The organism is Arthrobacter sp. B6, from assembly GCF_001663775.1.
In the GTDB taxonomy this organism is placed as follows: Bacteria; Actinomycetota; Actinomycetes; order Actinomycetales; family Micrococcaceae; genus Arthrobacter.
Genome location: NZ_KV467168.1, coordinates 964,215 through 988,928 on the forward strand (window position 1 = coordinate 964,215; position 24,714 = coordinate 988,928).

24 protein-coding genes and 3 tRNA genes are annotated in these 24,714 nt (G+C 65.4%); 7 read left to right on the top strand and 20 right to left on the bottom strand.

Annotation, left to right across the window (positions count from 1 at the left end):
* Nucleotides 1-18 precede the first annotated feature (18 nt).
* Nucleotides 19-699 carry a hypothetical protein gene (locus AU175_RS04145; RefSeq protein WP_066286072.1) on the top strand — a complete coding sequence of 227 codons (681 nt, stop codon included), beginning with the start codon at nt 19-21 and terminating at the stop codon, nt 697-699.
* An 18-nt stretch (nt 700-717) separates the two neighbouring features.
* Here AU175_RS04145 and AU175_RS04150 read toward each other — a convergent pair whose 3' ends face one another.
* The 6 genes from AU175_RS04150 to rpsB form a co-directional block, all read right to left on the bottom strand.
* Nucleotides 718-1,302, bottom strand: coding sequence for a DivIVA domain-containing protein (locus AU175_RS04150; RefSeq protein WP_066286074.1), 585 nt, complete (start codon nt 1,300-1,302; stop codon nt 718-720).
* Nucleotides 1,303-1,394: 92 nt separating this feature from the next.
* Complete coding sequence (locus tag AU175_RS04155) at nt 1,395-2,318, bottom strand: phosphatidate cytidylyltransferase (RefSeq protein ID WP_066286075.1); 924 nt, start codon at nt 2,316-2,318, stop codon at nt 1,395-1,397.
* Nucleotides 2,318-2,875, bottom strand: coding sequence for a ribosome recycling factor (frr, locus tag AU175_RS04160; RefSeq protein WP_066286076.1), 558 nt, complete (start codon nt 2,873-2,875; stop codon nt 2,318-2,320). Before frr ends, AU175_RS04155 begins: the two co-directional genes overlap by 1 nt.
* Nucleotides 2,876-3,001: 126 nt before the next feature.
* The gene (pyrH, locus tag AU175_RS04165) at nt 3,002-3,739 is read right to left on the bottom strand and encodes a UMP kinase (RefSeq protein ID WP_066290526.1); all 738 of its coding nucleotides are present in this window, start codon (nt 3,737-3,739) and stop codon (nt 3,002-3,004) included.
* Nucleotides 3,740-3,868: 129 nt separating this feature from the next.
* Nucleotides 3,869-4,705 (bottom strand): translation elongation factor Ts, encoded by an 837-nt coding sequence (gene tsf / locus AU175_RS04170; protein ID WP_066286078.1) that lies wholly within the window; start codon nt 4,703-4,705, stop codon nt 3,869-3,871.
* A gap of 120 nt (nt 4,706-4,825) precedes the next feature.
* Complete coding sequence (gene rpsB, locus AU175_RS04175) at nt 4,826-5,710, bottom strand: 30S ribosomal protein S2 (protein ID WP_066286080.1); 885 nt, start codon at nt 5,708-5,710, stop codon at nt 4,826-4,828.
* Between the two features lie 438 nt (nt 5,711-6,148).
* On the opposite strand from rpsB, the gene AU175_RS04180 reads away from it, so the two are divergent.
* On the top strand, nt 6,149-6,712 hold the full coding sequence (locus AU175_RS04180) for a M23 family metallopeptidase (protein ID WP_066286081.1): 564 nt from the start codon (nt 6,149-6,151) through the stop codon (nt 6,710-6,712).
* A gap of 59 nt (nt 6,713-6,771) precedes the next feature.
* On the opposite strand, the gene AU175_RS04185 is transcribed toward AU175_RS04180, so the two are convergent.
* The 6 genes from AU175_RS04185 to AU175_RS04210 form a co-directional block, all read right to left on the bottom strand.
* Nucleotides 6,772-7,962 carry an acyl-CoA dehydrogenase family protein gene (locus AU175_RS04185; RefSeq protein WP_066290527.1) on the bottom strand — a complete coding sequence of 397 codons (1,191 nt, stop codon included), beginning with the start codon at nt 7,960-7,962 and terminating at the stop codon, nt 6,772-6,774.
* A 165-nt stretch (nt 7,963-8,127) separates the two neighbouring features.
* A tRNA-Ile gene (locus tag AU175_RS04190) sits at nt 8,128-8,201 on the bottom strand.
* Nucleotides 8,202-8,279: 78 nt separating this feature from the next.
* Complete coding sequence (locus tag AU175_RS04195) at nt 8,280-9,476, bottom strand: glycosyltransferase (protein WP_066286083.1); 1,197 nt, start codon at nt 9,474-9,476, stop codon at nt 8,280-8,282.
* A 95-nt stretch (nt 9,477-9,571) separates the two neighbouring features.
* The gene (locus AU175_RS04200; protein ID WP_066286085.1) at nt 9,572-10,480 is read right to left on the bottom strand and encodes a DMT family transporter; all 909 of its coding nucleotides are present in this window, start codon (nt 10,478-10,480) and stop codon (nt 9,572-9,574) included.
* A complete protein-coding gene (locus tag AU175_RS04205) occupies nt 10,480-11,103 on the bottom strand; it encodes a CDP-alcohol phosphatidyltransferase family protein (protein WP_066286088.1) in 624 nt (207 codons plus the stop codon). The genes AU175_RS04200 and AU175_RS04205 overlap by 1 nt, the downstream gene beginning before the upstream one ends.
* Before the next feature lie 46 nt (nt 11,104-11,149).
* Nucleotides 11,150-12,004 carry a phage holin family protein gene (locus AU175_RS04210; protein WP_066286090.1) on the bottom strand — a complete coding sequence of 285 codons (855 nt, stop codon included), beginning with the start codon at nt 12,002-12,004 and terminating at the stop codon, nt 11,150-11,152.
* 146 nt (nt 12,005-12,150) lie between these two features.
* Between AU175_RS04210 and AU175_RS04215 the strand changes: the two genes are divergently transcribed.
* From AU175_RS04215 to AU175_RS04225, 3 genes are all read left to right on the top strand, one after another.
* Entirely contained in the window at nt 12,151-13,407 is a 1,257-nt protein-coding gene (locus AU175_RS04215; RefSeq protein ID WP_066286092.1) for a multidrug effflux MFS transporter, read from the top strand.
* 71 nt (nt 13,408-13,478) lie between these two features.
* A complete protein-coding gene (locus AU175_RS04220; RefSeq protein ID WP_066286094.1) occupies nt 13,479-13,658 on the top strand; it encodes a glycine zipper 2TM domain-containing protein in 180 nt (59 codons plus the stop codon).
* A 93-nt stretch (nt 13,659-13,751) separates the two neighbouring features.
* Nucleotides 13,752-14,159, top strand: coding sequence for a hypothetical protein (locus tag AU175_RS04225; protein ID WP_066286095.1), 408 nt, complete (start codon nt 13,752-13,754; stop codon nt 14,157-14,159).
* Nucleotides 14,160-14,201: 42 nt separating this feature from the next.
* Here the strand turns inward: AU175_RS04225 and AU175_RS04230 are convergent, their stop codons facing one another.
* The 7 genes from AU175_RS04230 to AU175_RS04260 all read right to left on the bottom strand — a co-directional run bounded on the left by AU175_RS04230 (nt 14,202) and on the right by AU175_RS04260 (nt 21,962).
* Nucleotides 14,202-15,404 carry an FAD-dependent monooxygenase gene (locus AU175_RS04230; RefSeq protein ID WP_066286097.1) on the bottom strand — a complete coding sequence of 401 codons (1,203 nt, stop codon included), beginning with the start codon at nt 15,402-15,404 and terminating at the stop codon, nt 14,202-14,204.
* Between the two features lie 125 nt (nt 15,405-15,529).
* Nucleotides 15,530-15,602 (bottom strand) — tRNA-Asn (locus tag AU175_RS04235).
* 126 nt (nt 15,603-15,728) lie between these two features.
* Nucleotides 15,729-15,801 (bottom strand) — tRNA-Asn (locus AU175_RS04240).
* Between the two features lie 97 nt (nt 15,802-15,898).
* Nucleotides 15,899-17,842 carry a DNA primase gene (gene dnaG / locus AU175_RS04245; protein WP_066286099.1) on the bottom strand — a complete coding sequence of 648 codons (1,944 nt, stop codon included), beginning with the start codon at nt 17,840-17,842 and terminating at the stop codon, nt 15,899-15,901.
* Nucleotides 17,843-17,894: 52 nt separating this feature from the next.
* Complete coding sequence (locus AU175_RS04250; RefSeq protein WP_066286102.1) at nt 17,895-19,193, bottom strand: deoxyguanosinetriphosphate triphosphohydrolase; 1,299 nt, start codon at nt 19,191-19,193, stop codon at nt 17,895-17,897.
* Nucleotides 19,177-20,355 carry a tRNA dihydrouridine synthase DusB gene (gene dusB / locus AU175_RS04255; RefSeq protein WP_066286104.1) on the bottom strand — a complete coding sequence of 393 codons (1,179 nt, stop codon included), beginning with the start codon at nt 20,353-20,355 and terminating at the stop codon, nt 19,177-19,179. Before dusB ends, AU175_RS04250 begins: the two co-directional genes overlap by 17 nt.
* Before the next feature lie 119 nt (nt 20,356-20,474).
* A complete protein-coding gene (locus AU175_RS04260; RefSeq protein ID WP_066286107.1) occupies nt 20,475-21,962 on the bottom strand; it encodes a YibE/F family protein in 1,488 nt (495 codons plus the stop codon).
* Nucleotides 21,963-22,047: 85 nt separating this feature from the next.
* On the opposite strand from AU175_RS04260, the gene AU175_RS04265 reads away from it, so the two are divergent.
* A complete protein-coding gene (locus AU175_RS04265) occupies nt 22,048-22,806 on the top strand; it encodes an alpha/beta hydrolase (protein ID WP_442855272.1) in 759 nt (252 codons plus the stop codon).
* A gap of 53 nt (nt 22,807-22,859) precedes the next feature.
* Nucleotides 22,860-23,603: a DUF1295 domain-containing protein gene (locus AU175_RS04270; RefSeq protein WP_231938454.1), complete on the top strand. Its 744-nt coding sequence runs from the start codon at nt 22,860-22,862 to the stop codon at nt 23,601-23,603.
* A gap of 79 nt (nt 23,604-23,682) precedes the next feature.
* On the opposite strand, the gene AU175_RS04275 is transcribed toward AU175_RS04270, so the two are convergent.
* Nucleotides 23,683-24,714: a GNAT family N-acetyltransferase gene (locus tag AU175_RS04275; protein ID WP_066286110.1), complete on the bottom strand. Its 1,032-nt coding sequence runs from the start codon at nt 24,712-24,714 to the stop codon at nt 23,683-23,685.

Consider the following 24,714-nt stretch of genomic DNA (forward strand, 5'->3'; position numbering starts at 1 on the left):
AGGGTGGAGAATATCGGCATGTCCACCCAGGACGAAAGCACACCCGGTGACGCGAAAGGTGTCCCCCCATCGGTCCGGGCCCAGTTGCTCGCCACCGAGCACTGGAGCCTGTTGGCTTCCCGGAGCACCACACAGGCTGAAGTGCTGACGCGGATCAGCATGTTCCTGATGTTCACTTCAGCGAGCCTGGTGAGCCTCGCGCTCGTCGGCCAGGCCACCAGGTTCTCGGACACATTTGTCCTGCTGGCGATGGCCGTTCTGTCCACGGACCTGCTGATCGGCCTCCTGACGCAGGTCCGGGTCCTGAATGTCGGCATGGAGGACCTCATGTACGTGTTGGCCATGAACCGGCTCAGGGCGGCTTATGTGGACCTGGATCCAGGCATTGCGAAGTACATTCTGTCGGGGCGCCACGACGACGAACCCGGCATGGACCGGACGTATTACTTCCTCGGCAGCCGAAGCGCATGGAGCCACGTGGCAGGGAGCAGCATGGTGTTCATCATGATGGCAAACGCTGCCCTGACAGCGATCCTGCTGGGCACGCAGCTGGGCTGGCCGTCTCCGGCGGCTGTCCTGATGGGGTCCGCCTCCGGGCTCGCCTTTGCCGGTGCCTCATCGTTCTACGGCTACCGGCAGTACCGCGGCGTATGGCAGGGCTTCGCACCGCTCTCCCCCACGCCACCGGGCGGGGACTGAAACCAGCCTGTCAGGGAATCAGTCGATGGCAGCCATCAGTTCAACAACCCGGTCCAGGAAGGCATCCACCTGGTTTTCCTCGTAGCCGTCCTTGCCGACGGCGGGACGGAAGACCGCCCGGCGGACGTTGTCCACGCTGAGCGGCTTGTCCTCCTCCAGGTAACCGAGCAGGTCGCGGCACAGCCGGTCCACGTCCGCAGTGTTGTAACTGCGGGCCTTGCTCTTGGACGGACGCCGGAACCGCTCGCCGTCGGGCCGGTGCAGGCGGCCACGGAGAATCCCGGACAGGTTCCCGATCTCGCGCAGCCAGGCCTCTTCACCGCTGGCGGCTATCAGTTCATCCCGTTCACGGCGGGCAAAGGCATCCTCGAGCCTGTCCAGCGCGGCATCCACCACTGCAGCGGAGTACCCTCCCTTGACGGGGTCGAAGGACACCGCACGGACGTCGCCGCTTTTGATGACGTGGGTGGCGGCCTTCGGCGTTTCCAGCGACACTCGGGCCCGCTGGAGGAACTGGTCCACCTGCTTCGCGTTGTACCCGTATTCGTTGCGCGGCACGCGTTCAAAGGACGCGGGAATCTGCCGTTGAATGTCCACTGCCACTATGTTTCCTTCAATGCTGTTCAGCCGGATCGGTCGGGTACCAGTCTATTGGTGCCACGGATCCGGCAAGGTTTCCAGTTGATGGTTCCCCGTCAGGCGCCTGCAACGAGAACGTACAGGACGAAGGCGGTGGGACAGGCGAAAACTATGGAATCGAGCCGGTCCATGACACCGCCGTGGCCAGGGAGAATGCTGCTCATGTCCTTGATGCCGAGTTCGCGCTTGACCATGGATTCCGCGAGGTCCCCCGCCGTCGAGGCGGCCACCACACCTACTGCCAGGAGCACGCCGACCCACCACGGCTTGTCCAGCAGGAAGATGCTGGCCAGCACGCCGATCAGCATGGCACCGGCTATGGAGCCTGCGAAACCTTCCCAGGACTTCTTGGGGCTGATTTTGGGAGCCATGGGGTGCTTGCCCAGTGAGGCCCCTACCAGGTAGCCAAAGGTGTCGTTGGAGACCACCAGCAGCAGCATGACGGCCACCTGCCAGGCGCCTTGCGGCACCGTACCGCCAGGCCACAGCCCCAAAGTAGTGACTCCGCCGGCGGCGTGCAGCGGCAGCGCGGCGAAGCTGATGAAGAAGGGCACCCAGCCGAGGGTAAAGACTCCGGCGAAGATGCTGTTGGCCGAGCCTGCCGCGCTTTCAATGGAACGCCACAGCAGCACGGCAACGCAGCTCAGGAGCATGGCGAAGAGCAGGCTCTCAAGTCCGCCGAAATAGGCCACGAAGGGCATCGCCACGGTTCCGGTCATGACCGGAACAATGGGCATCCTTGTGCCGTTGGCTTCGAGGGCGCGGAAGATCTCCCATACTCCGAAGATGGCGAACGTGGTGGTCACCGCCACGAACCCCAGGGGAAGGAACAGCAGGCCGCCCAGGACGGCAAACAGCATTGCCAGCCCGACGGCGGTGGCCGCCGGAAGGTTCCGCCCGGCCTTCGGCGTCGGGTTGGCCCGGGGCTGCCTGCCTTTCATGCGCGCCCGGGGTGCGGGAGCCTGCTCTGCCTGGCTCATCAGACTTCGAGCAGCTCCGCTTCCTTGCGCTTGAGCAGCTCATCGATGCCGTCCACATGGGCCTTGGTCAGGGCGTCGAGTTCCTTTTCGGCCCGGGTGCCTTCGTCCTCGCCGGCCTCGCCGTCCTTGACGAGCCTGTCCAGGGTTTCCTTCGCCTTGCGGCGGATGTTGCGGATGGAGACCTTGGCGTCCTCGCCCTTGGTTTTGACGATCTTGACGTATTCCTTGCGGCGTTCCTGGGTCAGGTCCGGGATGGTGATGCGGATGACGTTGCCGTCGTTGGACGGGTTGGCGCCCACCTCGGAGTCGCTGAGGGCGCGTTCGATGTCCCGGAGGGCAGTCTTGTCGAACGGGGTGATGAGGATGGTACGCGCGTCCGGGATCGCGAAGGAGGCGAGCTGCTGCAGCGGTGTGGGTGAGCCGTAGTAGTCCACCAGGACCTTGTTGTAAAGGCCCGGGTTTGCCCGGCCCGTGCGGATCGACGCGAAGTCTTCCTTGGCTACCTCTACTGCCTTGTCCATTTTCTCTTCGGCTTCGAGCAAGGTTTCTTCGATCACGGTCTCTCCTCAGAAATCAGTGCAGTCCGGATGCCGGTTTCCTGCACAATCTTGGTTCAGTGTTGCTGGTTCCATCGTGGCCCCGCCAGCGGGGATGGATCTGTCCTGAAAACATCCTAGCCGGTGCTAGGCGGTCACCAGGGTGCCCAGCTTCTCGCCGAGAATGGCGCGGGTGACGTTGCCTTCGCCTTCCATCCCAAAGACCACCATGGAGAGGTTGTTGTCCTTGCACATGGTCATGGCAGTCTGGTCCATGACCCTGATGTCGCGGCGCAGGGCGTCGTCGTAGCTCAGGGTTTCCAGGCGTTCGGCTGTGGGATCCTTCTTGGGGTCGGCCGTGTAGACGGCATCGACACCGCTCTTGGCCATCAGCACAACATCCGCGTGGACTTCCAGCGCCCGCTGTGCGGCCACCGTGTCCGTGGAGAAGTACGGGAGGCCGGCACCGGCGCCGAAGATGACTACGCGGCCCTTTTCCATGTGCCGGATGGCACGGCGGGGAATATAGGCTTCCGCCACCTGGCCCATGGTGATGGCGCTCTGGACCCGCGTTTCAACGCCGGCCTGCTCCAGGAAGTCCTGCAGGGCCAGGCAGTTCATCACGGTACCGAGCATGCCCATGTAGTCAGCGCGTGAGCGGTCCATGCCGCTTTGGGACAGTTCCGCGCCGCGGAAGAAATTTCCGCCGCCGACGACGACGGCAACTTCCACTTCCGGGACCGCCGCTGCGATCTGCTTGGCGACGTCGCGGACGGTTTCGGGATCAACGCCCAGCTTGCCGCCGCCGAAGACCTCACCTGAGAGCTTCAGGAGAACGCGGCGCCTGCTTTTCTCCGACTCGTTGGACGTGTTGACGGCTTCCATGGGTGCCTTCCCGTTCGTGAACTCTGAAAAGAGGTTATCGTGCTGGGCGGCCAAAGGTCTCATCTGCCCTTTGGCCCGGTGCATGCAAAAGGGGCGGCCACCGAAGTGGCCACCCCTTTGCAGGTTCGACTAGGAGCCGACGCGGAAACGCGTGAAGGCAGTAGCCTTGACGCCGGCCTCTTCGAGGACCTGCGCCACAGTCTTCTTAGCGTCCTTGGCGAATGCCTGGTCAACGAGGACCTCACCCTTGTAGAAGCCCGTCACGCGGCCTTCGACGATCTTGGTGAGGGCAGCTTCAGGCTTTCCTTCAGCCTTGGCAGTCTCTTCGGCGATGCGGCGCTCCGACTCAACCAGCTCGGACGGGACGTCGTCCCGGGTCAGGTAGTTCGGTGCCATGGCGGCCACATGGACTGCGACATCGTGCGCGGCGGTGGTGGCGGCTTCGCCTTCACCGTCGACAGCGAACAGGACGCCGACCTGGGCCGGGAGGTCCTTGGAGGTCTTGTGCAGGTAAGCGTCGACCGTTGCGCCCTCGATGCGGGAAATACGGCGGACAACAACCTTCTCGCCCAGGACTGCGCCTTCTTCGACGACGACCTCGGAGAGCGGCTTGCCGTCGACGTCGGTGGCCAGGAGGGTGTCGAGGTCGGCTGCGCCGGACTCAACAGCCACGGCGAGGACCTTGTCGGCGAGCTGGATGAACTTGTCAGCCTTGGCCACGAAGTCGGTCTCGCAGTTGACCTCGATCATCACGCCGACGCCGTTGTTGACCTTGGCGGCCACCAGGCCTTCGGCGGTGGAGCGGCCTTCACGCTTGGTCGCGCCCTTGAGGCCCTTGATGCGGATGATTTCGATGGCCTTCTCGGCATCACCGTTGGCTTCGTCAAGAGCCTTCTTGACATCCATCATGCCGGCGCCGGTGCGCTCGCGCAGAGCCTTGATGTCAGCGGCAGTGTAGTTCGCCATGTGAACCCCTCTGTCTAGAAAATGTATGTGGTGTACGGACCGACAGGACAGCAGCCCACGAAAGTGAGCCGCCGTCCTGTCAGCAGTTCCGGTGCTGCTGGCAGCGCCGGGAGTCCGGATTTACTTGTCGGCGTCTTCGGCGGGAGCCTCGGCAGCGGCCGGGGCTTCCTCAGCAGCCGGAGCCTCGGCGGCAGGGGCAGCAGCTTCTGCGGCGGCCGGAGCGGCAGCCTCTTCAGCCTTGCTGCCTTCGAGGAGTTCGCGCTCCCACTCCGCCAGCGGCTCTTCCGGAGCCTCCGTGGTGCCGGTGGCGCGCTGGTTACGGGCGATGAGGCCCTCAGCAACGGCGTCGGCGACAACGCGGGTCAGCAGGTTCACGGAGCGGATGGCGTCGTCGTTGCCCGGGATCGGGAAGTCGACTTCGTCCGGATCGCAGTTGGTGTCCAGGATGGCAACAACCGGGATGTTCAGCTTCTTGGCTTCGTCAACAGCAAGGTGTTCCTTCTTGGTGTCCACGATCCAGAGCACGGAGGGTGCCTTGGTCAGGTTGCGGATACCGCCGAGGTTCGTCTCAAGCTTGGTGAGTTCGCGGCGAAGGAGCAGCAGCTCCTTCTTGGTGTAGGCAGAGCCGGCGACGTCGTCGAAGTCGATCTCTTCCAGTTCCTTCATGCGCTGGATGCGCTTGGAAACGGTCTGGAAGTTGGTCAGCATACCGCCGAGCCAGCGCTGGTTCACGTAGGGCTGGCCGACGCGGGTGGCCTGCTCAGCAATTGCTTCCTGGGCCTGCTTCTTGGTACCGACGAAGAGTACGGTGCCGCCGTGTGCAACGGTGGCCTTGACGAACTCGTAGGCGCGGTCGATGTAGGACAGCGACTGCTGGAGGTCAATGATGTAGATGCCATTGCGTTCCGTGAAGATGAACCGCTTCATCTTCGGGTTCCAACGGCGGGTCTGGTGTCCAAAGTGGACGCCGCTGTCAAGCAGCTGGCGCATGGTTACGACGGGCATGCCGGCGCTCCTTCCGGCAGGTCATTCATGAGAAAGCCCGGAGGCCCTCTTACCCTGCCAATAGTTGACGGTTGTTTTAGCGTGGTCCGGGACGGACCGTGCTCCTGGCATCCATTGCACTTCCCATCAGGGCCATGGGGTCCTGACCGCGGGAGGCACAATCCTCCTCACACAAAGCCAGGGGCTTCAGACTTGGAGGGCTGGATGCGCGTAGTCAGCCACTGCTCCCCCGCACCTCTGAATGAGACGTGCTGACGCACGATGGACAGGCGGATTACACCGCTGACACGACGAACGTTGAGGGCACAGCAAACTGCTCCAGCAAGTGTACTACAGGCACCCCGCTCCGCCGGACAGCATGGAGGGTACCGTGGCCCGTTTTCCACATAGCAGGAGCGGACGCTCCCGCGGGCTCAAGGGCCCCGGCATGCTAAACAGATGAAAGCTCCAGCGCTGCTTGCGGCGGCCCTCCTGCTTCCGGCCTCCATCACACCGGCCGGAGAGGTGCTGACGGCCGCTGTGTCATCGCTCCCGGGAGGGCCGCCGGCCGCCCTGTCGGCGTCCCAGGTTCCAGGCCCGGGCGTGCCGTCATGGGAGTGGCCGCTCGCGCCCAAGCCCCGGGTGCTGCGCGCGTTTGATCCCCCGGACAAGCCATGGATGAGCGGGCACCGCGGCGTGGACCTTGAGGCCGTGCACGATGCCGCGCCCGTCACCACGCCCGAGTCAGGCACCGTGAGCTTCGTGGGTGTGGTGGTTGACCGTCCGGTGATCACCATAGATCACGGGAACGGGCTCCGCAGCAGTTTCGAACCCGTGGAAAGCACATTGGCAACCGGTGACGCGGTGGCCAAAGGCGACACCATCGGCACCTTGCTGCCCGGTCACTGCAGCGCACTGCCCTGCGTCCACTGGGGCGTCCGGCGTGGGGAGGACTACCTGAATCCACTGGAGTTTGTGATGGACCTTCGGCCGTCCATCCTGCTGCCCCTGACCCGGGGGTAGCGTGATTCGGGCCGGGCCTGGCCCTGGGCTGCCTTGAAGCGGGGCTGGCCTGATCCGGCCTAGACGATGGCCGAAATGCCTGTAATGGCGCGGCCTGTCACCAGGGTGTTGACCTCGTGCGTACCTTCGTAGGAATAGATGGCTTCCGCGTCGGCGAAAATTTTGGCCATCTCGAAGTCGGTGACGATTCCATTGCCGCCCAGCAGGCTCCGGCCGATGGCCACGCTTTCGCGCATCCGGGCCGTCGTGAAGGCCTTGGCCAGCGCAGACTGCTCATCCTTCGCCTGGCCGGCGTCTTCAAGCTGGGACAGCCGGACCATCATGCCCATCGAGCTGACGGCGTTCCCCAGGATCTGCACCAGCTGGCTCTGGACCAGCTGGAACGAAGCCAACGGGCGGCCGAACTGGTGGCGCTCCACGGCATAGCGGCGGGCCACGTCGAACGCCGCCAACTGCTGGCCCACCGCCTGCCAGGCAACACCGAGCCGGGTGACCTTGAGGACCTTGTTGGTATCGCGGAAGCTGTTGGCATTGGCGAGCTTGAAGAAGTCCGGCACCACGACGTTGTCCAGGCTGATATCGGCGTTCTGGACCGTGCGCAGGGAGATTTTGTTTTCGATCTTGGTGGCGGTGAAACCGGGAAGCTTGGTGTCCACCAGGAAACCCTTGACCTGGTTGTCGGCAAGGTCCCGAGCGTAGATGACCACCCAGTCCGAAAAAGTGGCGTTGCCGATCCACCGCTTGGCGCCGTTGAGGATCCAGGAGCCGCCTTCGCGCCGGGCGGTGGTGCGGGTCCCTCCGGCCACGTCGGAACCGCCGAGCGGCTCGGTCAACCCGAACGCGCCGATCTTCTTCAGGGAGTAGATCTCCGGTAGCCAGGCGGCCTGCTGTTCCGCCGATGCCAGCGCCTCGATGGATCCTGTGAACAGGCCGTCATGGACTCCCATGAACGTCGCAATTGAAGTGTCGGCCCGTGTGACTTCCGCGTGCATCAGGCCGGCGAAGAGGTTTGAGTGCCCCTGCCGCCTCACCGGGCTGACCAGGTCGATTTCGGCCAACCTGGGGATGAGGTCCATGGGGAATTCGCCGCGGTTCCAGCAGTCCACCGCGACCGGCCGGACTTCCCGGGCCAAGAATTCGCGGACCTCCGCGAGCCTGTCCTGCTCCTTTCCGGTAAGCAGTTGTTCAAAAGCGAAAAAATCCCCGTCGGCGTAGGGAAGATCGTTGATGTCAATGGATTTCGTGGACATGGTTTCCTCGCAAGGGATCAGCTGGCCGAAGGGCATCGAGGGATGGATATCCCCTGGTGCCCACTAAGTTACTGGTCAGTAACATACCGCATCCTGCGGGATAAATAAAAGAACCGTGGCCCGCATTGGGCCACGGTCCTTCAGACTGCATGTTGATTCTTGTTGTAGGGCTACTCGGACTTGAACCGAGGACCTTAGGATTATGAGTCCCGCGCTCTAACCAGCTGAGCTATAGCCCCGTGCGCCCTGCGGGTCCGCGTCCGTACGGCCTTCGGATCCTGCGGGGCAAAAACACTCTAGCAAACCACGGAATGCCTTCAGACCACCTTGTCTTCGAACCCGGCCCCCCGGTAGAGGTCTTCGAAGGTCTGCAGCGTCCCCTGGATGCTGTGCGGCTCCACCATCCGGCGGCTGGCCCGGCCCATTTCGGCCAACTGGTCTGCCGGGAGTTGGAGGATGCGGGTGATCTTGGCCGCGAGGTCGTCGCTGTCGTTCGGGGTGAAGAGATACCCGTTCTCGCCGTCCCGCACCAGGTGCGGCAAGGCCATGGCATCGGCGAGCAGGACCGGCGTGGATGCCGACATGGCCTCCAGGGTGACCAGAGACTGCAGTTCAGCTGTGCCGGGCATGCAGAACAGGTCAGCCTTGATGTACGCCTCACGGAGATCTTCGTCGCTGGCAAGGCCCAGGAACTTCACCCGGTCCCCCAGTCCCAGTCGTTCCACCTGCGCCTCCAGGCCAGGGCGTACCTCGCCACCACCAACAATCTCCAGGTGGACTTTCATTTCCGCGGGGGTCTTGGATACGGCGTCAATCAGCACGTCCACGTGCTTTTCCTCGGCCAGCCGACCCACGAACAACAGCGTGGGGTGCGGATGCCGTTCGATGGCCTCGCCGGGCTGCAGCTCATAGGCCGAGGAATCAATGCCGTTGGACAGCGGCAGCACCTTGCGGAGGAAAGCATGCTGGTGCATCGCCTTGGCCGCCAGCGGCGTGGGTGTGGTGATGACGTCGGCCTGGCCCATGACCTTGCCCATGTCCTTCCAGGAGATCTTGCCGATGATGTCCTTGAACCACTGCGGGAAAGGCAGGAACGGGTTGAGGTTTTCGGGCATGAAGTGGTTGGTGGCCACAATCCGGACGCCACGCTTTACGGCTTCGTACAGGACGTGCTCGCCAATCATGTAGTGGCTTTGGATGTGCACCACATCGGGTTTGACCCGGTCGAACAGGAGGCTGATCTCCTTCTTGATTTCCCAGGGAAAGCAGATCCGGAAGTACTCGTGCGTAAAGACCCCGTGCGAGCGGAGCCGGTGCACGGTGGCCTCCGAGCGGAACTCCGTGAAGCTCTTGCCGTTGTCTGCCCGGCATGCCAGGACATGCACGTTATGGCCCCGGCCGGTCATTCCCTTGGCCAGGCGGTAGCCGAAGGTGGCGGCACCATTGATGTGGGGCGGATACGTGTCCGCGGCGATCAGGATAGTCAGGGGAGGCTGGTCAGCGGGCGTTGTCACGTGGAGAGCTCCTGATGGTCTCGGCGCCGCAGCTGACGCTGACGGCACCGGTTGGCCGCTGGCACGGTGGTGCCGGGCCTCTTAGTGAAAATCGGCTAGTGGGACGCCCGGCCCGCGGCCTTCCGCGCATCCTTCTTGCGCTTGGTGACTTCGGGGTGGTGCCTGGAGAGGGCGATCACCCCAACGATAGCAAGGGAAGCAGCCGTACCCATGGCAATCGCCATCACGGCGTGGACGTCCGGGCGGAGTTCACCCAGGATGACAATGCCGATCGCGATTCCCACGATCGGGTCTATGACGGTGAGGCCGGCGATGACCAGGTCCGGCGGTCCGCCGGAGTAGGCGTTCTGGACAAACCACGAACCCAGGCCGCCGGCGGCGACTATCGCCACCACGGAATACCACTGGACGTTGAGCAGGACCAGCCCATTGGGGTCAAGGAGGTGCTTGCCAATGATCCGCGTCAGGACTGCCACGAATCCGAAGAGGACACCAGCCCCCAGGATGTAGATGAATGCACTCATGCGGTGCCGGAACATGACCGCCAGCGGGCCAAACACACCGACGGCGAGGGCAAGCAGCAGCACGATCGTGAGTTCGTCCTCGCGGTGCACCTGGTGGTTCTCCTGCGTCACGTTGACGGCGAGGAGGACAAAGAGGGCTGACCCGGTCACGCAGGCTGCGATAGCAACCCACGTGGCCCGGTTAATCGTGAGGTCCTGGTCCCGGGCATTGACGACAGTGGTGATGACCAGGGCAATCGCGCCGATCGGCTGCACCACGGTCAGCGGAGCGGACACCAGGGCCACTGCGTTCATCCCCATTCCGACGACGAGCAGGAGCAACCCGAGCACCCAGCGTGGGTTGCGGAGGAGCCGGAGGAAGCCGTTGGAACTCAGGGCCAGCCCACCGGTATCGGCCTTAACGGCGCTTCCCTGCTTCTGTGCGCCGATGGCAAGGAAGAATGCTCCCATCAGCGCAAGCAGAACCGCCACCCACACCATCAGGTGGTGCCGCCGTCGTGATGTGACTGCATTCTGCCCTTCCGCAGGATGGCCCAGAAATAGTTATAGGCGGCAATCCAGTGCCCGGCCAGGCCGAGTCCCAGCACCACCCAGGCCGCAACATGCAGGGCCCCGGCCAGTGGGACGTCCAGCCGGGACAACACCAGCATGGGCGTGCCAAGGAGCAGCAGTCCTGTGCGGATTTTGCCGATCCGGCTCACGGGAAGGTCCGGATGGCCGCCGAAGAAGGACAGCGTGAGGACGAGGAGGACGGCATCGGGAACAACCAGCGCGGCCAGGTAAAGCCAGTGCACTACTCCGGCGATCACCAGCGTGACGGCGACGGCGATCAACGCCAGGCGGTCTGCTATCGGGTCCATCACCCGGCCCAGCCTGGACGCCTGGTCGAAGCGGCGGGCCACATAGCCGTCCACCCAGTCGGTACTGGCCATGACCGCCAGCACCAGGACCGCCCAGCCGTATTCGTTCTTTGCCAGGACCAGCCAGATGAAAAGCGGAACGCCCATGAACCTCAGGACAGTGAGGACGTTGGGGACTGTGAAAACGAGGTCATGGTCAACCTGGGGGCGGCCCGGACGGGAGCCAGCACCGATGAACTTCATCCGTCCCCCCTTCCTTAAACCATGGTGTGCAATACGGAGTGTTGGGTTACGGGTTCTTCAGCAGCTTGCGAAGCAGCACCACAAACACGGCCGCGGCGCCGGCAAAGGCAGCCAGAGGCTTCCAGCGCAGGGCTGCACCGCCGGTTTCCCCCGACAGGCCGGAGATCTTCTGGACGGCAACTTCCCTGCCGTGGTTCAGCAGGGCCTGGCCCTGCCGCAGCTTCTGCTGCGCGACACCTGCAACGAACCGTACCTGCGGTTTGATGTCGAGTTCGGTGTCCAGTTCGTCGCGGACCTCCGTGAGGTGGCGCCGGCGCTGGTCCAGCCGGCGGTGCAGTTCAGGTTCGGACGCGTGCGGGAATTCCTTGTCGTGCGCCTCGGCCTTGGCCTCCTTCTCAGCCTTGGCCTTGGCCGCAGCCTCGGCCTTGGCAGCCTTGGCGGCCTTCGCCTCAGGGCTGGCCGGATCGAGGAGGGCGGCGTTGAAGTCCGATCCCTGAGTGGCGACGCCGATGTCGTGCTTGATCCCCCGGACAGTTTCCTCCGGCACAAGTGGCATGGCCTTCTTGAACTTCCTCAGTCCTACCAGGCCGGCCACCAGGGCGATCAGCAGGAACGCGGCACTGACCAACAGTGCCGCCAGCCATGCCGGCATGATGGTGGCCAGCCCCATGATGGCGGCAACGATAAGTCCCACAATGAGGAACGCCACAAAAACCAGTGCGACGGCGAAGAATGCCGCGGCCACTCCCAGCTGGATGCCCTTGCGCTTGATCTCAACCTTGGCGAGCGCGATCTCGTCATTAATCTGGCGGGGGGCCAAACGGAAAAGGAGTTTTAGCGTTTTGGGCAGCGCAGTGATGCGCAGGCCCTGGCTGGTCCGCCCGCTGTGACGTCCGCTCATCGGTTCCGCCTAACTGGTTGCATGGTCGATTTGGCTTCCGTGTACTGCGGGAGAGTGCAAGTGCACAGTCCCCGCCCACAAAACTATCATTCAGGTTCAGGACGAACTTCGGGGCATGCGGAGCGGCGTGCCCTGCAACGCTGTAAATGTTCGATACATCGGGCCTAGGATTGATCTCCGTGACCATAACCGCCAATCCGGGCGATCTGCTGACCCGCCGCCGGAAACTCCTGTACATCCTCCTGCTCGGCGCCCTCACCGCCCTGGGACCGTTCACCATCGACTTGTACTTGCCGGCCTTCCCCGCGCTGGAGGCCAGCCTGGGTGTCAGCGAGGCGCAGGTCCAGCTGACGCTGGCCGGGACAACCGTGGGCTTTGCCCTGGGCCAACTGGTGGTTGGCCCCTTCAGCGATAAGTTCGGACGCCGGCTTCCGCTGATTCTTGCCACCGCCCTGCACATCGCCGCGTCGGTGGGGGCAGCACTTTCCACCGACATAACGACGTTGGGAATCTTTCGCGTCCTGATGGGCGTTGGCGCCGCGGGCGGCGGCGTTGTGGCCATGGCCATGGTCCGGGACCTGTTCTCCGGCTATGCGATGGTGCGGATGTTCTCCCGGATGGCACTGGTGAACGGTCTCGCACCGATCCTGGCGCCGGTCATCGGCTCCCAACTGCTCCTGGTCATGCCCTGGCCCGGCATTTTTGTGTTCCTGGCCGGCTACGGGACCCTGGTGATCATCGCGGCACTTTTCCTGGTCCGCGAGACCCTCCCGCCGGAAATGCGCGGCCGGTCCGGCCTGACGGCCGGCCAGCGCTACAAGGTCCTGCTTACCGACCGGATCTTCGTGGGGCTCCTGCTAGTGGGCGGCATGAACTTTGCCGGGCTTTTCACCTACCTGTCCGCCTCACCGTTCCTCTTCCAGGACGTCTTTGGGTTCTCCCCCCAGCAGTACGGACTCCTGTTTGGCATCAACTCCCTCGGAATCGTCGCCGGCGTCCAGACGAGCTCCCGGTTGATCAGGCGGGTACCGCCGCAGTGGATCCTGGCGTGCTCCACCGCCTGGATGTTCCTGATGTCCTTGCTGATCGTGCTCTTCGACCAGCTGGGAATGGGCCTGTGGGGCGTCATGGTGCCCCTCTGGTTCTACATCCTTGGCACGGGCTTCACGTTCCCGTGCGTCCAGGTCCTGGCGCTGGCCAGCCATGGCGACAAAGCCGGGACAGCGGCTTCCCTGCTGGGAGCCGCCACCTTCATGATGGCCGGGCTGGTCTCCCCGGTGGTCGGGTGGCTGGGGATCGAGACAGCAACTCCGATGGGCGCCGTTCAGGCGGCGTGCATCCTGCTGGGCATCGCCGCCCTGTGGCTGGTGGTCAGGCCCCGCACCGTCCCTTCGATCCATTGATGGCCGCCCATCCCACTGACCGCATGCAACGCGGCTCCCGCGTCCGCAACCGGCGGCAGTAGGGTATGTCGATGACACGCAAACCACACCGCAACCGGAGGGGACTCTTCCTCGGCGCAGTGCTGGGCGCCGTCGCTGGGTATTTTGCCGGACGGGCGCTGGGCAATCCGGCCATCGGCATCGTTCTGGGCATGGTGGCCGGGTCCGCCCTGCTGTACCGCATCAATCCAGGTCCGTGGAACCGCCCCTGACCTTCCAGCCCAGAGGGACCGGGCGTCACGCGGCCGGGCGTCACCAGCGGCTCCCCCTGCCCCCCGGGATGCTTCCCGCGATAAAATGGGTCCGTGCCCAGTTGGCAGGACCACCCGCCACTTCCGGCCACGTGGCAACGGTGTGACACCGGCATATTGCCCCTGTGGTGGGATCGCTTGTGCGCCCAGACCGGAGAGCAGTCAGCGGCCCTCTACGCCGCGGGCCTCTTCACCGAAGACCGGCGCCGGCCCATCGCCCAGTGGTTCAACCCCGCGTTCAACGCGGCGCTGCTGGTGGCGCCCGAGACGTCCCCCGAGTGGCCTGTGCAGCGCTTCGGCATCTTTTACGCGCCGCCGGATTCGGGCTTTACCCGCGTCTACTCGGCCCCGCATGAGTGGCACCCGCGGGAGCCCCGCAAGTCCCCCACGGAGCGGGAGGCCTTCCAGGCGGCCATCGCCGAGGCAGAGCGATTCCTGCAGGTGGAAATGGACTTTGTCTGAGCCGGCAGGCGTCCGGATGAATCCGCGCCACGGGCAGCAGCATCACGACGGCGGCGGCCCGCCCGGGGAAATCGCAGGGTGCTCCCAGCTCATCACGAAGTCGGCCTGCCGGAGGGCAGCCGAGGAGCCCAGAAGAGCCATCGCGCGCAGCATTCCGTTCCGGAGGCTCCGCACCACGGGGTTCCGGGCCGTCGCGAGCCGGGCGATCTGCTCCGAGCGGCGCACTATGAGCGATGTGCGCGGCAGGCGTGCGGCCGTGTAGTCCGCAAGCCCGTCCGCTACGGTATCTGCGGCGGCAACGCAGTAGGCGAGGGTGACGGCGTCCTCGATCGCCTGGCACGCGCCTTGGCCGAGGTTTGGGGCCATGGCGTGGGCAGCGTCGCCAAGGATGGCCACCAAGCCCCGATGGAATGCCGGCAGAGGCATCCGCATCGAGTAAATGTCCGCGCGGATGATCGCCGCCGGATCGATCCGCGCAATGACATCCGGGCTCGGTGCCGGCAAGTCACCAAAACGGCGCATCAGCTCGGCTTTTTCTTCGTCGCCGCTACGCTTCGGTAACGGCGCGTCGACGGCCGCCTCCGCGACGACGTAGAGGTACCCGTCGGCCAGCGGAAGGGTACCGAACTCGCCGCCACGGGACCAGGTGTTGCCCGGCAGCGTGCGGAGTCCATCTCCCGGGATGAGCGCCTGCCATGCGGTGAGACCGGCAAATGCCGGCGCCGGGTGGCCGGGGAAGACTGTGGTTCGCGTCATGGACCGGACCCCGTCGGCCGCGACCACCAGATCGCCGCGGAGGACTTCGCCGGTGTCCAGCATGACTTCGCCGGCCTCGGCATCGACGCTGACCGCCACCGTGTGGAGTCGCAGGGCATCCGCCGGAAGGTTCGCCGCAAGCATCCTGACCAGGTCGGCACGGCGTATGGCGACTGCAGGGTGGCCGTACCTCTCCAGGGCGAGGGCGGCGTCGTTGTGTGACAGCCACGCGCCGCGGGCATTGCGTATGCCTCCTTCGCCCTGGATCGCGGCGAGGGCATGGATCTGCGGGACGATGCCGCCGGGGATGGCGGCGAGCGCACGTTGAGCGTTGGGCATTACCACGAGCGCGTAGCCGACCGGCTTGAGCGCCTGCGCCCGCTCGATGACTTCGACGTCCCAGCCTTTGGCCGCGAGGGCAAGGGCAGAGGTCAGTCCACCGATGCCGGCGCCGATGACCACCGCCCTGCGCTGCAACGTGCCCGTCATGTGGTGCCTCCCCAACCTGTGCCCCTGGCGCGGGCGTCACCCACATCATGCACCCGGACCCGCGGCTGTGGAAGAGTAAAAAAGTCCCCGCCCTCCATGCGGAGGACGGGGACTCTTGGTGTTTGCTCCTCCTGCTGGACTTGAACCAGCAACCCTTCGATTAACAGTCGAATGCTCTGCCAATTGAGCTAAGGAGGAAGGAAGCAGGTATGACATTAGCAAACGTTTTATGGCTATGGGAAATCGGCGCCCCTACTGCGCCGCTATACCCTCCCCGGGTATAAGAAAGTCCCCGCTCCGGAGGACCGGAACGGGGACTGCGCGCTCCTCCTGCTGGACTTGAACCAGCAACCCTTCGATTAACAGTCGAATGCTCTGCCAATTGAGCTAAGGAGGAATGAAGCGGGTACAAGCCTAGCAAAGACCCTGGAGGGAAGTGAAATCGGGAACGCAATCAGACCAGGGTGCTGCCCCGCCAGGGCAGGGACAGGCGCCTACGCGTCCGAACGCAGTGCCCGGCGCTCCATTTCCAGCATCATCAGTTCCCTGTTCAGCCGCTGGAAATCCTCCGGGTCCGCTGCCGGATCCAGCCGCTGCAGCTGGCCCATTTTGTCCGCCTTCACGCGGGTGATCTGAAGCTCGAACAGCCGGGAAAGAATGTCCTTGCAGTACTTCTGGACCGCTTCCTCGGTGCTTGCGGGCAATGGCACCACCGCGAGTTCGGACACCAGTGGCCGGAGGGGTTCCGGCACTTCGTGCATGACCTGTTCCACCCAGCGCACCGGATCCCCGATCAGGCCGGGTCCGGATGCCCGCATGGCATCATGCATGGCCTGGAAGGCCGGTGTGACAAACCTCGCAGCCGAGAAACGCTCCCAGATGCCGCCGCCCAGCAGCGAAGGCTCCTGCAGCGCAACTTCGATCGCCTGCCGCTCCATGGACGCCACCGGGTCGCGGGGATCAGGGCGGTGGTAGGAAGGAACGGCTCCCGACGCCGGCCCTGCAGCGACGCCGGGTCCGCCCGCCTGCTGCGGGGACGCCGATGTGTGGGCACTGCCCGGAGACGGGGCGCCGCCGCCTGCTCCCTGCGCGGCCGGCGGGCCCGAGGCAGCGCGTTTCATCGCGACAGCAACTGCCCTGCTGACTTCTTCAACTGACATGCCGAGCCAGCCGGCCAGTTCACGGGCATAGGCCGGCCTGATGCCGGCGTCACGGATCTGGGCTACAAGGGGAGCGGACTCCCGCAGCGCGGCCACCCGCCCTTCCACGGTATCCAGGTTGTGCCGCTTCAGCGTGGCCCGGATGGCGAATTCGAACAGCGGCCGGCGCGTGTTGATGAGGTCCCGGACTGCGGCGTCTCCCCTGGTTTGGCGCAGGTCGCAGGGATCGGCTCCCGTGGGCTCCACCGCCACGTAGGTCTGCGCTGTGAAGCGCTGGTCCTCCTCGAAGGCCCGCAAGGCCGCCTTCTGGCCCGCGGCGTCGCCGTCGAAGGTGAAGATGACCTCTCCCCCGGTGCCGTCGTCGGACAGCAGCCGCCGGGCGATCTTGATGTGCTCGGTGCCGAACGCAGTGCCGCAGGTGGCCACCGCCGTCGGGATTCCCGCGAGGTGGCAAGCCATCACGTCCGTGTAGCCCTCCACCACGACCAGTTGCCGGTCCTTGGCGATGTTCCGTTTGGCGAGGTCGATGCCGTAGAGCACCTGGGACTTTTTGTAGAGCGTGGTCTCCGGGGTGTTGAGATACTTCGGGCCCTGGTCATCCTCATACAGCTTGCGGGCGCCGAAGCCGATGGTGTCCCCGGCGATGTCGCGAATGGGCCAGATGAGGCGTCCCCGGAAGCGGTCGTAGATCCCCCGGTTGCCTTCAGAAAACATGCCCGTCAGCTTCAGCTCCTGGTCGGTGAAGCCGCGGCCGCGGAGGTGCTTGAGGAGCGCATCCCAGCCCTGCGGTGCGTAACCGACGCCGAACTGCTCCGCCGCGGCACGGTCAAAGCCGCGGCCGTGCAGGAAGCTCCGACCCTCGGCAGCTCCGGGCGTCAGCAGCTGGGCGCGGAAGAACTCGTCGGCGATCTTGTGGGCGTCGAGCAGCCGCTGCCGCTTGCCCACCTCTTCACGGTTGGGCCCGGTCCCCCCGTCTTCGTAGCGCAGTTCATAGCCGATGCGGGCCGCCAGCTTCTCCACGGCCTCGTGGAAGGAAGTGTGATCCTGTTTCTGGACGAACGCGATGACGTCGCCGTCTTCGCCGCAGCCGAAGCAGTGGTACCTGCCCACCTGGGGCCGCACGGTGAACGACGGCGACCGCTCGTCGTGGAAAGGGCACAGGCCCTTGTAGGTTCCCAGCCCGGCACCCTTGAGCGTGACGTAGCCGTCAACAACTTCCTTGATGTCCGTGCGCTGGCGTACTTCGTCGATATCTTCACGTTTGATCAGGCCAGCCACAAAGCCATCCTAGCCCCGGAGCACGACAGGGAATGGTGGCCTATGGCCTTGATCACCACAGCGACGGCAGGCTCCCAACCAGCCGTTCGTACATGGCGAGCGCCGATCCGTCTGTCAGCGACGCGACCTGGTCGATGACCACCCTGAGCCGTGCGCCGTCGTCGGCCGCGTCCCGCCAGTCCGCCGCGAACATGGGTTCGAGGTGGCGGTCACCCGTGGCGCTCAGCGCAGTGACCAGGGAGTGCAGCACTTCGCGCTGGCGCTCGTAGATCGGCTGCCGGTGTTCGGTGGTCATCACAAAAGTGGTGGCCAGGCCCTTCATGACGGCGATTTCCATCACCGTCTCGTCCGGGACCATCAGCTCGGCGTTGTACCGGGTCAGGTTTTCCGGGCCGTACAGGGCACGGGTGGTCTCCAGGGCACTCTGGCAGAACCGGCCGATGAGCTGGCTGGTCATGTTCTTCAGCGCAGCCATGGATTTGCGGCTGCCGTCGGCTTCCCGCACCCAGACGTCGGTCGCTTCCAGCCGGGCCAGGGCAGCGTCGATGGCGGCGGGATCGTTATGCGGCAGGTACCACTGCTTGGCGTAGCCCACCACGCGGGCACGGTGGTCCGGGTTGTCCATCCAGCGCAGCTGGAAGTGCCCGGCCACAATGGCGTCCTCGACGTCGTGCACGGAGTAGGAAATGTCGTCCGCCAGATCCATGACCTGGGCTTCCAGGCAGGACCGGCGCACGGGAGCACCCTCCCGGAGCCAGTTGAATATGGGGAGGTCGTCCTCGTAGGCGCCGAACTTGCTGGTCCGCTGACCGTGGATCACCGGCGCGTCCAGGGCGGACCAGGGATACTTTGCGGCGGCGTCCAGGCTGGCGCGGGTGAGGTTGAGTCCGGCGGGGCGGCCGTCAGGGGCCAGGACTTTTGGTTCCAGCCGGGTGAGCAGGCGGAGGGTCTGGGCATTGCCTTCGAATCCGCCGATGGCGTGCGCCACCTCGTTCAGGGCGGACTCGCCGTTGTGCCCGAACGGTGGGTGTCCGAGGTCATGGCTCAGGCAGGCCGTGTCCACCACGTCCGGGTCGCAGCCCAGTGCGCGGCCCAGTTCGCGGCCAACCTGCGCCACTTCCAGGCTGTGTGTCAGGCGGGTCCTGACGAAATCATCCGTGTCGGGGGCCACCACCTGGGTCTTCGCACCCAGCCTCCGCAGAGCGGAGGAATGCAGCACCCGGGCGCGGTCACGCTCAAAATCCGAGCGGTACGTGCTCTTGGGCGGCTCCTCCACCCAGCGGGCGGAATCGTGGGCCTCGTAGCCGGGGAGGACCGGTGCCGTGGTGCGGGTTTCAGCCACCGGAAACATCCAGTTCCGCGGCGGCGATGTCCTGGGACTGTGCGTCGTTCAGGGCGCGGGAGTCAAGCCAGTCCTTGGGAAGCGCGGGCCTCTTCGGCGAACCTGCACGGCCGCGCGGACCCTCGGCGTCCGCGCCGGGGTACGGCGAATCCTGGTCCAGCTCGGCCAGCGTTTCGCGCAGCACCTGGAGACTGGTGACCAGGGCCAGCCGCGTACGCAGCTCCCCGCCCACCACATAGCCCTTGAAGTACCAGGCCATGTGCTTGCGGATCTCGCGCAGGGCCTTGCCCTCGTCGCCAAAGGTCTCCACCATCAGTTCCGCATGGCGGTACACCCCTTCCGCCACCTGGCGCAGGTTCGGCTTATGCCTGGTGTCGCTGCCTTCGAACGCCGCCTGCAGGTCCCCGAAGAGCCATGGCCTGCCCTGGCACCCGCGGCCCACCACCACGCCGTCGACGCCGGTCTCCCGGACCATGCGCACGGCGTCCTCGGCGGACCAGATATCGCCGTTGCCCAGCACGGGGATGTCCGGCAACGCCTCGCGCAGCCGCGCGATGGCCGTCCAGTCTGCCTGCCCGGAATAGAACTGGGCCGCGGTGCGGCCGTGAAGTGCGACGGCGGCGACGCCGGCATCGCGGGCAATCCGGCCGGCGTCGAGGTACGTCAGGTGGTCTTCGTCGATGCCCTTGCGCATCTTGATGGTCAGCGGGACGTTGCCTTTGGAGGCTTCCTTCACAGCGGTCTGCACGATCGAGGTGAAGAGGTCGATCTTCCAGGGCAGGGCCGAGCCCCCGCCGCGCCGCGTCACCTTGGGAACGGGACAGCCGAAATTCAGGTCTATGTGGTCCGCCCGGTCCTCCTCCACCAGCATCCGCACTGCCCGGCCCACGGTCACCGGGTCCACGCCGTACAGCTGCACGGAGCGGACCTTTTCGTCGTCGTCGTGCGAGATGATGCGCAGCGACTCGGGAGTGCGCTCCACGAGGGCGCGGGAGGTGACCATCTCCGCGACGTACATGCCGCCGCCATACTCACGGCAGAGCCTGCGGAAGGCGGAGTTGGTGATGCCCGCCATGGGAGCCAGGATCACGGGGGTGTCCACCGTGATGGGGCCCAGCTTCAGGGGCGGGAGTTCCAGCTTGGGGGCGGGAGGCGTTGCGGTAACAGTCACCTGTCCATTGTCGCAAAGCCGGGCAAATCGGAGCGGCACCTCCACCGGGCGGGGTCCGCGAGTACCGGACGGCCAGGGCCTGGTTCCTGTCAGCCCCCGCCAACACCGGCCAGCTCCGGTCAGCCCCGGTCAGCCCTTCTGCCCCGCCGCGTCTCGGCGGGCGTTTCGGCAGCCCGCGCTTCTGCTGCCCGCGTTCCTGAAGCCCGGTTTTCTGAATTCACCGCTGCGGCTGCGGCGAGCGCGCCGGTGTCGTCCACGTCGTCGGGGCTGACCTCGTGGTCCCGGCCGGTGCCGTGGTCCCCGGCAAGGGGGCCTGACGGGAGCCCGGCGGCCCGGATCCCGGTTGCCTTGACCACCAGGACGGCGATCAGGGTGGTCACGGGAATGGCGAGTACCAGGCCGATGGAGCCGACCAGGGTCCGGATGACTTCCTCGGAGAGCTCGGCACTGGTGAGGGTGTCCCCCAGCGGGCGGTCATAGAGCATCACGATGATCAGGATGGGCAGGGCCGCGCCGGCGTAGGCAAAAGCGATGGTGTAGACGGTGGAGGCGATGTGGTCGCGTCCGATCCTCATGGCGGATGTAAAGAGCTTGCGGGCGCTGCTGGCGGGGGCAAGTTCGTACAGTTCCCAGACCGCTGATGACTGCGTGATGGTGACGTCGTTAAGGACGCCCAGGCCCGAGATGATCAGGCCGCACAGGATCACCCCGGAGATGGAAATGTTGGCCGAGGTGTTAACCAGGGTGGCGGCATCGTGGTTTCCCACGCCGGCGAGATTTGCGGCGTCGGTGGCCCAGGCTGCCAGCAGCGCCGTGATGGCGAGGCCAAACATGGTGCCCAGCAACGCCGTCGACGTCCGGGCCGAGAAGCCGTGGGCGAAATAGAGGACCCCGATCATGATCACCGTGGAACCCACCAATGCCAGCAACAGCGGCGGTTTGCCCTCCACCAGTCCCGGCAGCATAAAGCTGACCAGCACAAAGTACGCACCGACGAGCCCGATCAGGGCCCGGAGTCCCCGCCAGCGGGCTACGGCGATCACCACCAGCGCATAGACCAGGGCCAGCAGCACGATGGGCAGCGTCCGGACGAAGTCCACGAAAATGTAGGCCGGAGAACCCTGCCCTGCGGACGCGCCCTGGGCGTTGGAGAGGTTCAGGTATCTGATCTGGTCCCCCGGCTTCACACCGTGGGACTTGGCAACGTCGGGGTTAATCACCACCTTGACGGGGTTTCCCCCTTGGTCCGGCTCAGTGGAGGCGAAGGTACAGTCGGAGCCCGCCCCGCCTGAACCGGCCTGACCCGGGTCCTGACCGCCGGCATCGGCCGGGTTCTGCGCCGCGGAGCCCTGCATGCAGCTTTCCACCGCCACGCTCTGGATCGTGCCCGTATCGAAAGTGACCCCGGGCGCCGCCGAGTAGGGGTTCGCCAGGGATATGCCTTCCTTGCTCCCGGACGGCCAGAGCATGGCCATCGCGGCGAGGGTCAGCAGGGTAAGCGGCACCAGGACGGCGGCGAGGATGTAGTTGGCTTTCCTCCGGGCAGCAATCGCCTGTGCCGTCGGCTCCGAATGACCATGTGAAACGTGGGTGTGCCCGGACCCCATCAGCAGTTGAACCTCATACCTTGAACTCTACGTCCGGCGCCATAGGGTTGATAAATGGACCACCAGGAACCGGGAGGAACACAGCGTGACCAAGCGCAAGATCGAAGGACACGGCAAGCTCCCCTCCGCGGCGACCGACGGCAGGCCTTCCAGTCAAGCGGTCCTGAGCGTCCTGGAGCCGGCCGGACCAACACTGGGTGTGGCCCTGGTGCTGCACGGTGGTAAATCCCACAGCTACCAGCCTGTGGAGGCCCGGCACCTGAGCCCCGCCCGGATGGTGCCTTTCGCAAGGCACCTGCACCGCGCCGGAAGGGACCATGGCCTCGCTGTCTGGTCATTGCGCAACAGTGTTCGGGGCTGGAACGGCCATGAGATGACGCCGCTGCAGGATGCACGGTGGGCACTGGAGCGGATCAGGCAGCAATACCCCGGCGTTCCCGTTTTCCTGCTGGGCCACTCGATGGGCGGGCTGACGGCGCTGTGTGCTGCCGATGACGCGCAGGTGGCGGCCATTGTCGCCCTGGCCCCTTGGCTCAGCGCCGGGACACCCTCGTCGCAGGTGGCCGGGAAGAAAGTACTGATCGTCCACGGCACTACCGACCGCTGGACCAGCCCCTCTGAGTCGCTGAAGTTTGCCCGCCGGGCCACCGGCGACGCCGCCTCCATGCAGTACGTCGCCCTCCGGGGGGCGGGCCACTTTATGTTCCGCCGTGTCCGCCTGTGGCATGCGCTGGCCACGGGCTTCATCATGAAGGCTTTCGCCGAGTCGACCGGAGCCGGTCCCACGTCATCGAGGGTCCTGGATGAACTGTTGCCCGCATCCTCCGTGCAGGTCACCCTGTGAGCCCATTTCCGTGGCCAGAGTTCGTGGCCTCGCTTCCCTGGACGGGATTGGCCGTGGCACTTGTCCTGGCCGTGACGTTCGCAGTGGCAGTCCGGCAGGACAGGCATTCCGTCATGGACGTCGCCTGGGGGCCGGGCTTCGTGGCGGTCGCTTCCGTGTCCTGGTTGCTGTCAGCAGGCTTCGGCGATGACCTCCGCCGGCTGCTTCTGCTGGTCCTGACAGCCACCTGGGGGCTCCGCCTGGGTGCGCACATCGGCTGGCGCGCCCGCGACGGGCACGAAGACCCGCGCTACACAACGATGCTGGGCTCCGCACCGGGCTCGCGCAATGTCTATGCGCTTCGCCGGGTCTACCTGCCGCAGGGCGCTGTGATGTTCTTCGTGTCCCTCACGGTCCAGGTGGGCATGTTCTCCACGGGACAGGTGGGGTGGCTGGCCGGCCTGGGCATACTGATCTGGCTGACCGGCTTCGTTTTCGAGGCAGCGGGCGACTGGCAGTTGGCCCGGTTCAAGAAAGATCCGTCCCGCCGGGGAACGGTACTCAACACTGGGTTATGGCGCTACACGCGCCACCCGAACTACTTTGGCGATGCCGCCGTCTGGACCGGCCTGTTCCTGGTCGCTGCGGAGTCCTGGCCGGGCGTCCTGACGCTGCTGTCACCGGCCCTGATGGTGTGGACGCTGGCCGGGAAGACGGGCAAGCCCCTGACGGAGAAGGCCATGTCCGGCCGGCCCGGCTACCGCGAGTACGTTGAGTCCACCAGCGGCTTCATCCCCTGGCCACCCAAAAGCAGGTGACCTCCCCAACTGGGTAGCAGTTGATGTCGTTATGAGCGCCCATAACGACATCTGCTGCTACCCAGTTGGGGTGGGAGGGTCAGTCCGAGACGATGAGAGTTTCCGCGCCCGCCTGCCGCGCCTTGCCGCTTTCGATCAAAGGCTCGACGGCGGCACGCAGGGCTGTCATGGAGTCGTCCAGTTCCAGCATGACCGGGTGCTGGTACGCGATGAGCGAGAGCAGGTCGCGGACCGCCTGGGTGGCGTCGTCTGAGTCGAGGTCGGGATCGTGGCCGACAAATACGTCCGTGGCTGCCGCATTCTGTCCGGCGTCCTCCTGGGCCAGCGGGTCCTGGGCCGCTTCGGCGTAGCTCACCGCGAACGCGCGGATCTTGCCCTTCTTGCTGGGCGCGACCCCCGCGCCGAAGGCGGACTCCGGCTCGGCGCGCAGCACAATTGCGCCGTGGGCACCGGTGAGGTCGTCAAGGAACAGTTTCTGCACCTGCCCCAGGGACAGCACGCCGGGCGAGTCCCAGCCGTGGATGGACGTGTAGTACCGCCCCACCACGTCGGTGAGCTCAACGGAGCCGGTGGCGAGGTCCATGACGATGTCGGATCCGGCGTTCTCGTCGTTGGCAGGCCGGCCGCCGTCGTCCTTCGCAGGGAAGACCGGCAGCTTCAGGGCGCCGGGTTCCACCACCACCAGCCGGGAGCGCTGGATGGGCAACAGTCCAAACGCCTCGGCGAACGCAGCCCCGGGGCTGCCGGGCTGGACCTTCGCGCGGAGCTTCGAGACGCCCGACGGCGCCTGTCCGGCTTCGCGGCGTAGCATGGTCAGGAGGGTGGCGCCGATGCCGGATCTCCGGTGGTCGCGCGCCACTTCGATATAGACCCACAGCCGTTCGGGGTGCAGCGATGCCTCATACACCACTCCTGCCGCCACGGGAATGCCGACGCCGTCAATTACGTCTTCGGCAACGATGGTGCGGCGCCACGGCCCTCCGTCAGCCCCGGATGAGGAGACCGTCAGGGCGCCGCGGAACTGGCCGGCCTGGAACGTTTCCGGGTCACCCCAGATTTCCAGGAGCGCCAGGTCATCGCCCTCGCGCCATTCGCGGTATTCGATGGCCAC

Excerpts from the sequence above, each read along its gene's own strand:
- AU175_RS04145 (WP_066286072.1), top strand. The coding sequence starts at position 19 with ATGTCCACCCAGGACGAAAGCACACCCGGTGACGCGAAAGGTGTCCCC.
- AU175_RS04155 (WP_066286075.1), bottom strand. The coding sequence starts at position 2,318 with ATGAGCCAGGCAGAGCAGGCTCCCGCACCCCGGGCGCGCATGAAAGGC.
- pyrH (WP_066290526.1), bottom strand. The coding sequence starts at position 3,739 with ATGGAAGCCGTCAACACGTCCAACGAGTCGGAGAAAAGCAGGCGCCGC.
- tsf (WP_066286078.1), bottom strand. The coding sequence starts at position 4,705 with ATGGCGAACTACACTGCCGCTGACATCAAGGCTCTGCGCGAGCGCACC.
- rpsB (WP_066286080.1), bottom strand. The coding sequence starts at position 5,710 with ATGCCCGTCGTAACCATGCGCCAGCTGCTTGACAGCGGCGTCCACTTT.
- AU175_RS04180 (WP_066286081.1), top strand. The coding sequence starts at position 6,149 with ATGAAAGCTCCAGCGCTGCTTGCGGCGGCCCTCCTGCTTCCGGCCTCC.
- AU175_RS04185 (WP_066290527.1), bottom strand. The coding sequence starts at position 7,962 with ATGTCCACGAAATCCATTGACATCAACGATCTTCCCTACGCCGACGGG.
- AU175_RS04200 (WP_066286085.1), bottom strand. The coding sequence starts at position 10,480 with ATGGTGTGGGTGGCGGTTCTGCTTGCGCTGATGGGAGCATTCTTCCTT.
- AU175_RS04205 (WP_066286088.1), bottom strand. The coding sequence starts at position 11,103 with ATGAAGTTCATCGGTGCTGGCTCCCGTCCGGGCCGCCCCCAGGTTGAC.
- AU175_RS04210 (WP_066286090.1), bottom strand. The coding sequence starts at position 12,004 with ATGAGCGGACGTCACAGCGGGCGGACCAGCCAGGGCCTGCGCATCACT.
- AU175_RS04215 (WP_066286092.1), top strand. The coding sequence starts at position 12,151 with ATGTTCGATACATCGGGCCTAGGATTGATCTCCGTGACCATAACCGCC.
- AU175_RS04220 (WP_066286094.1), top strand. The coding sequence starts at position 13,479 with ATGACACGCAAACCACACCGCAACCGGAGGGGACTCTTCCTCGGCGCA.
- AU175_RS04230 (WP_066286097.1), bottom strand. The coding sequence starts at position 15,404 with ATGACGGGCACGTTGCAGCGCAGGGCGGTGGTCATCGGCGCCGGCATC.
- AU175_RS04250 (WP_066286102.1), bottom strand. The coding sequence starts at position 19,193 with ATGTTTCCGGTGGCTGAAACCCGCACCACGGCACCGGTCCTCCCCGGC.
- AU175_RS04260 (WP_066286107.1), bottom strand. The coding sequence starts at position 21,962 with ATGGGGTCCGGGCACACCCACGTTTCACATGGTCATTCGGAGCCGACG.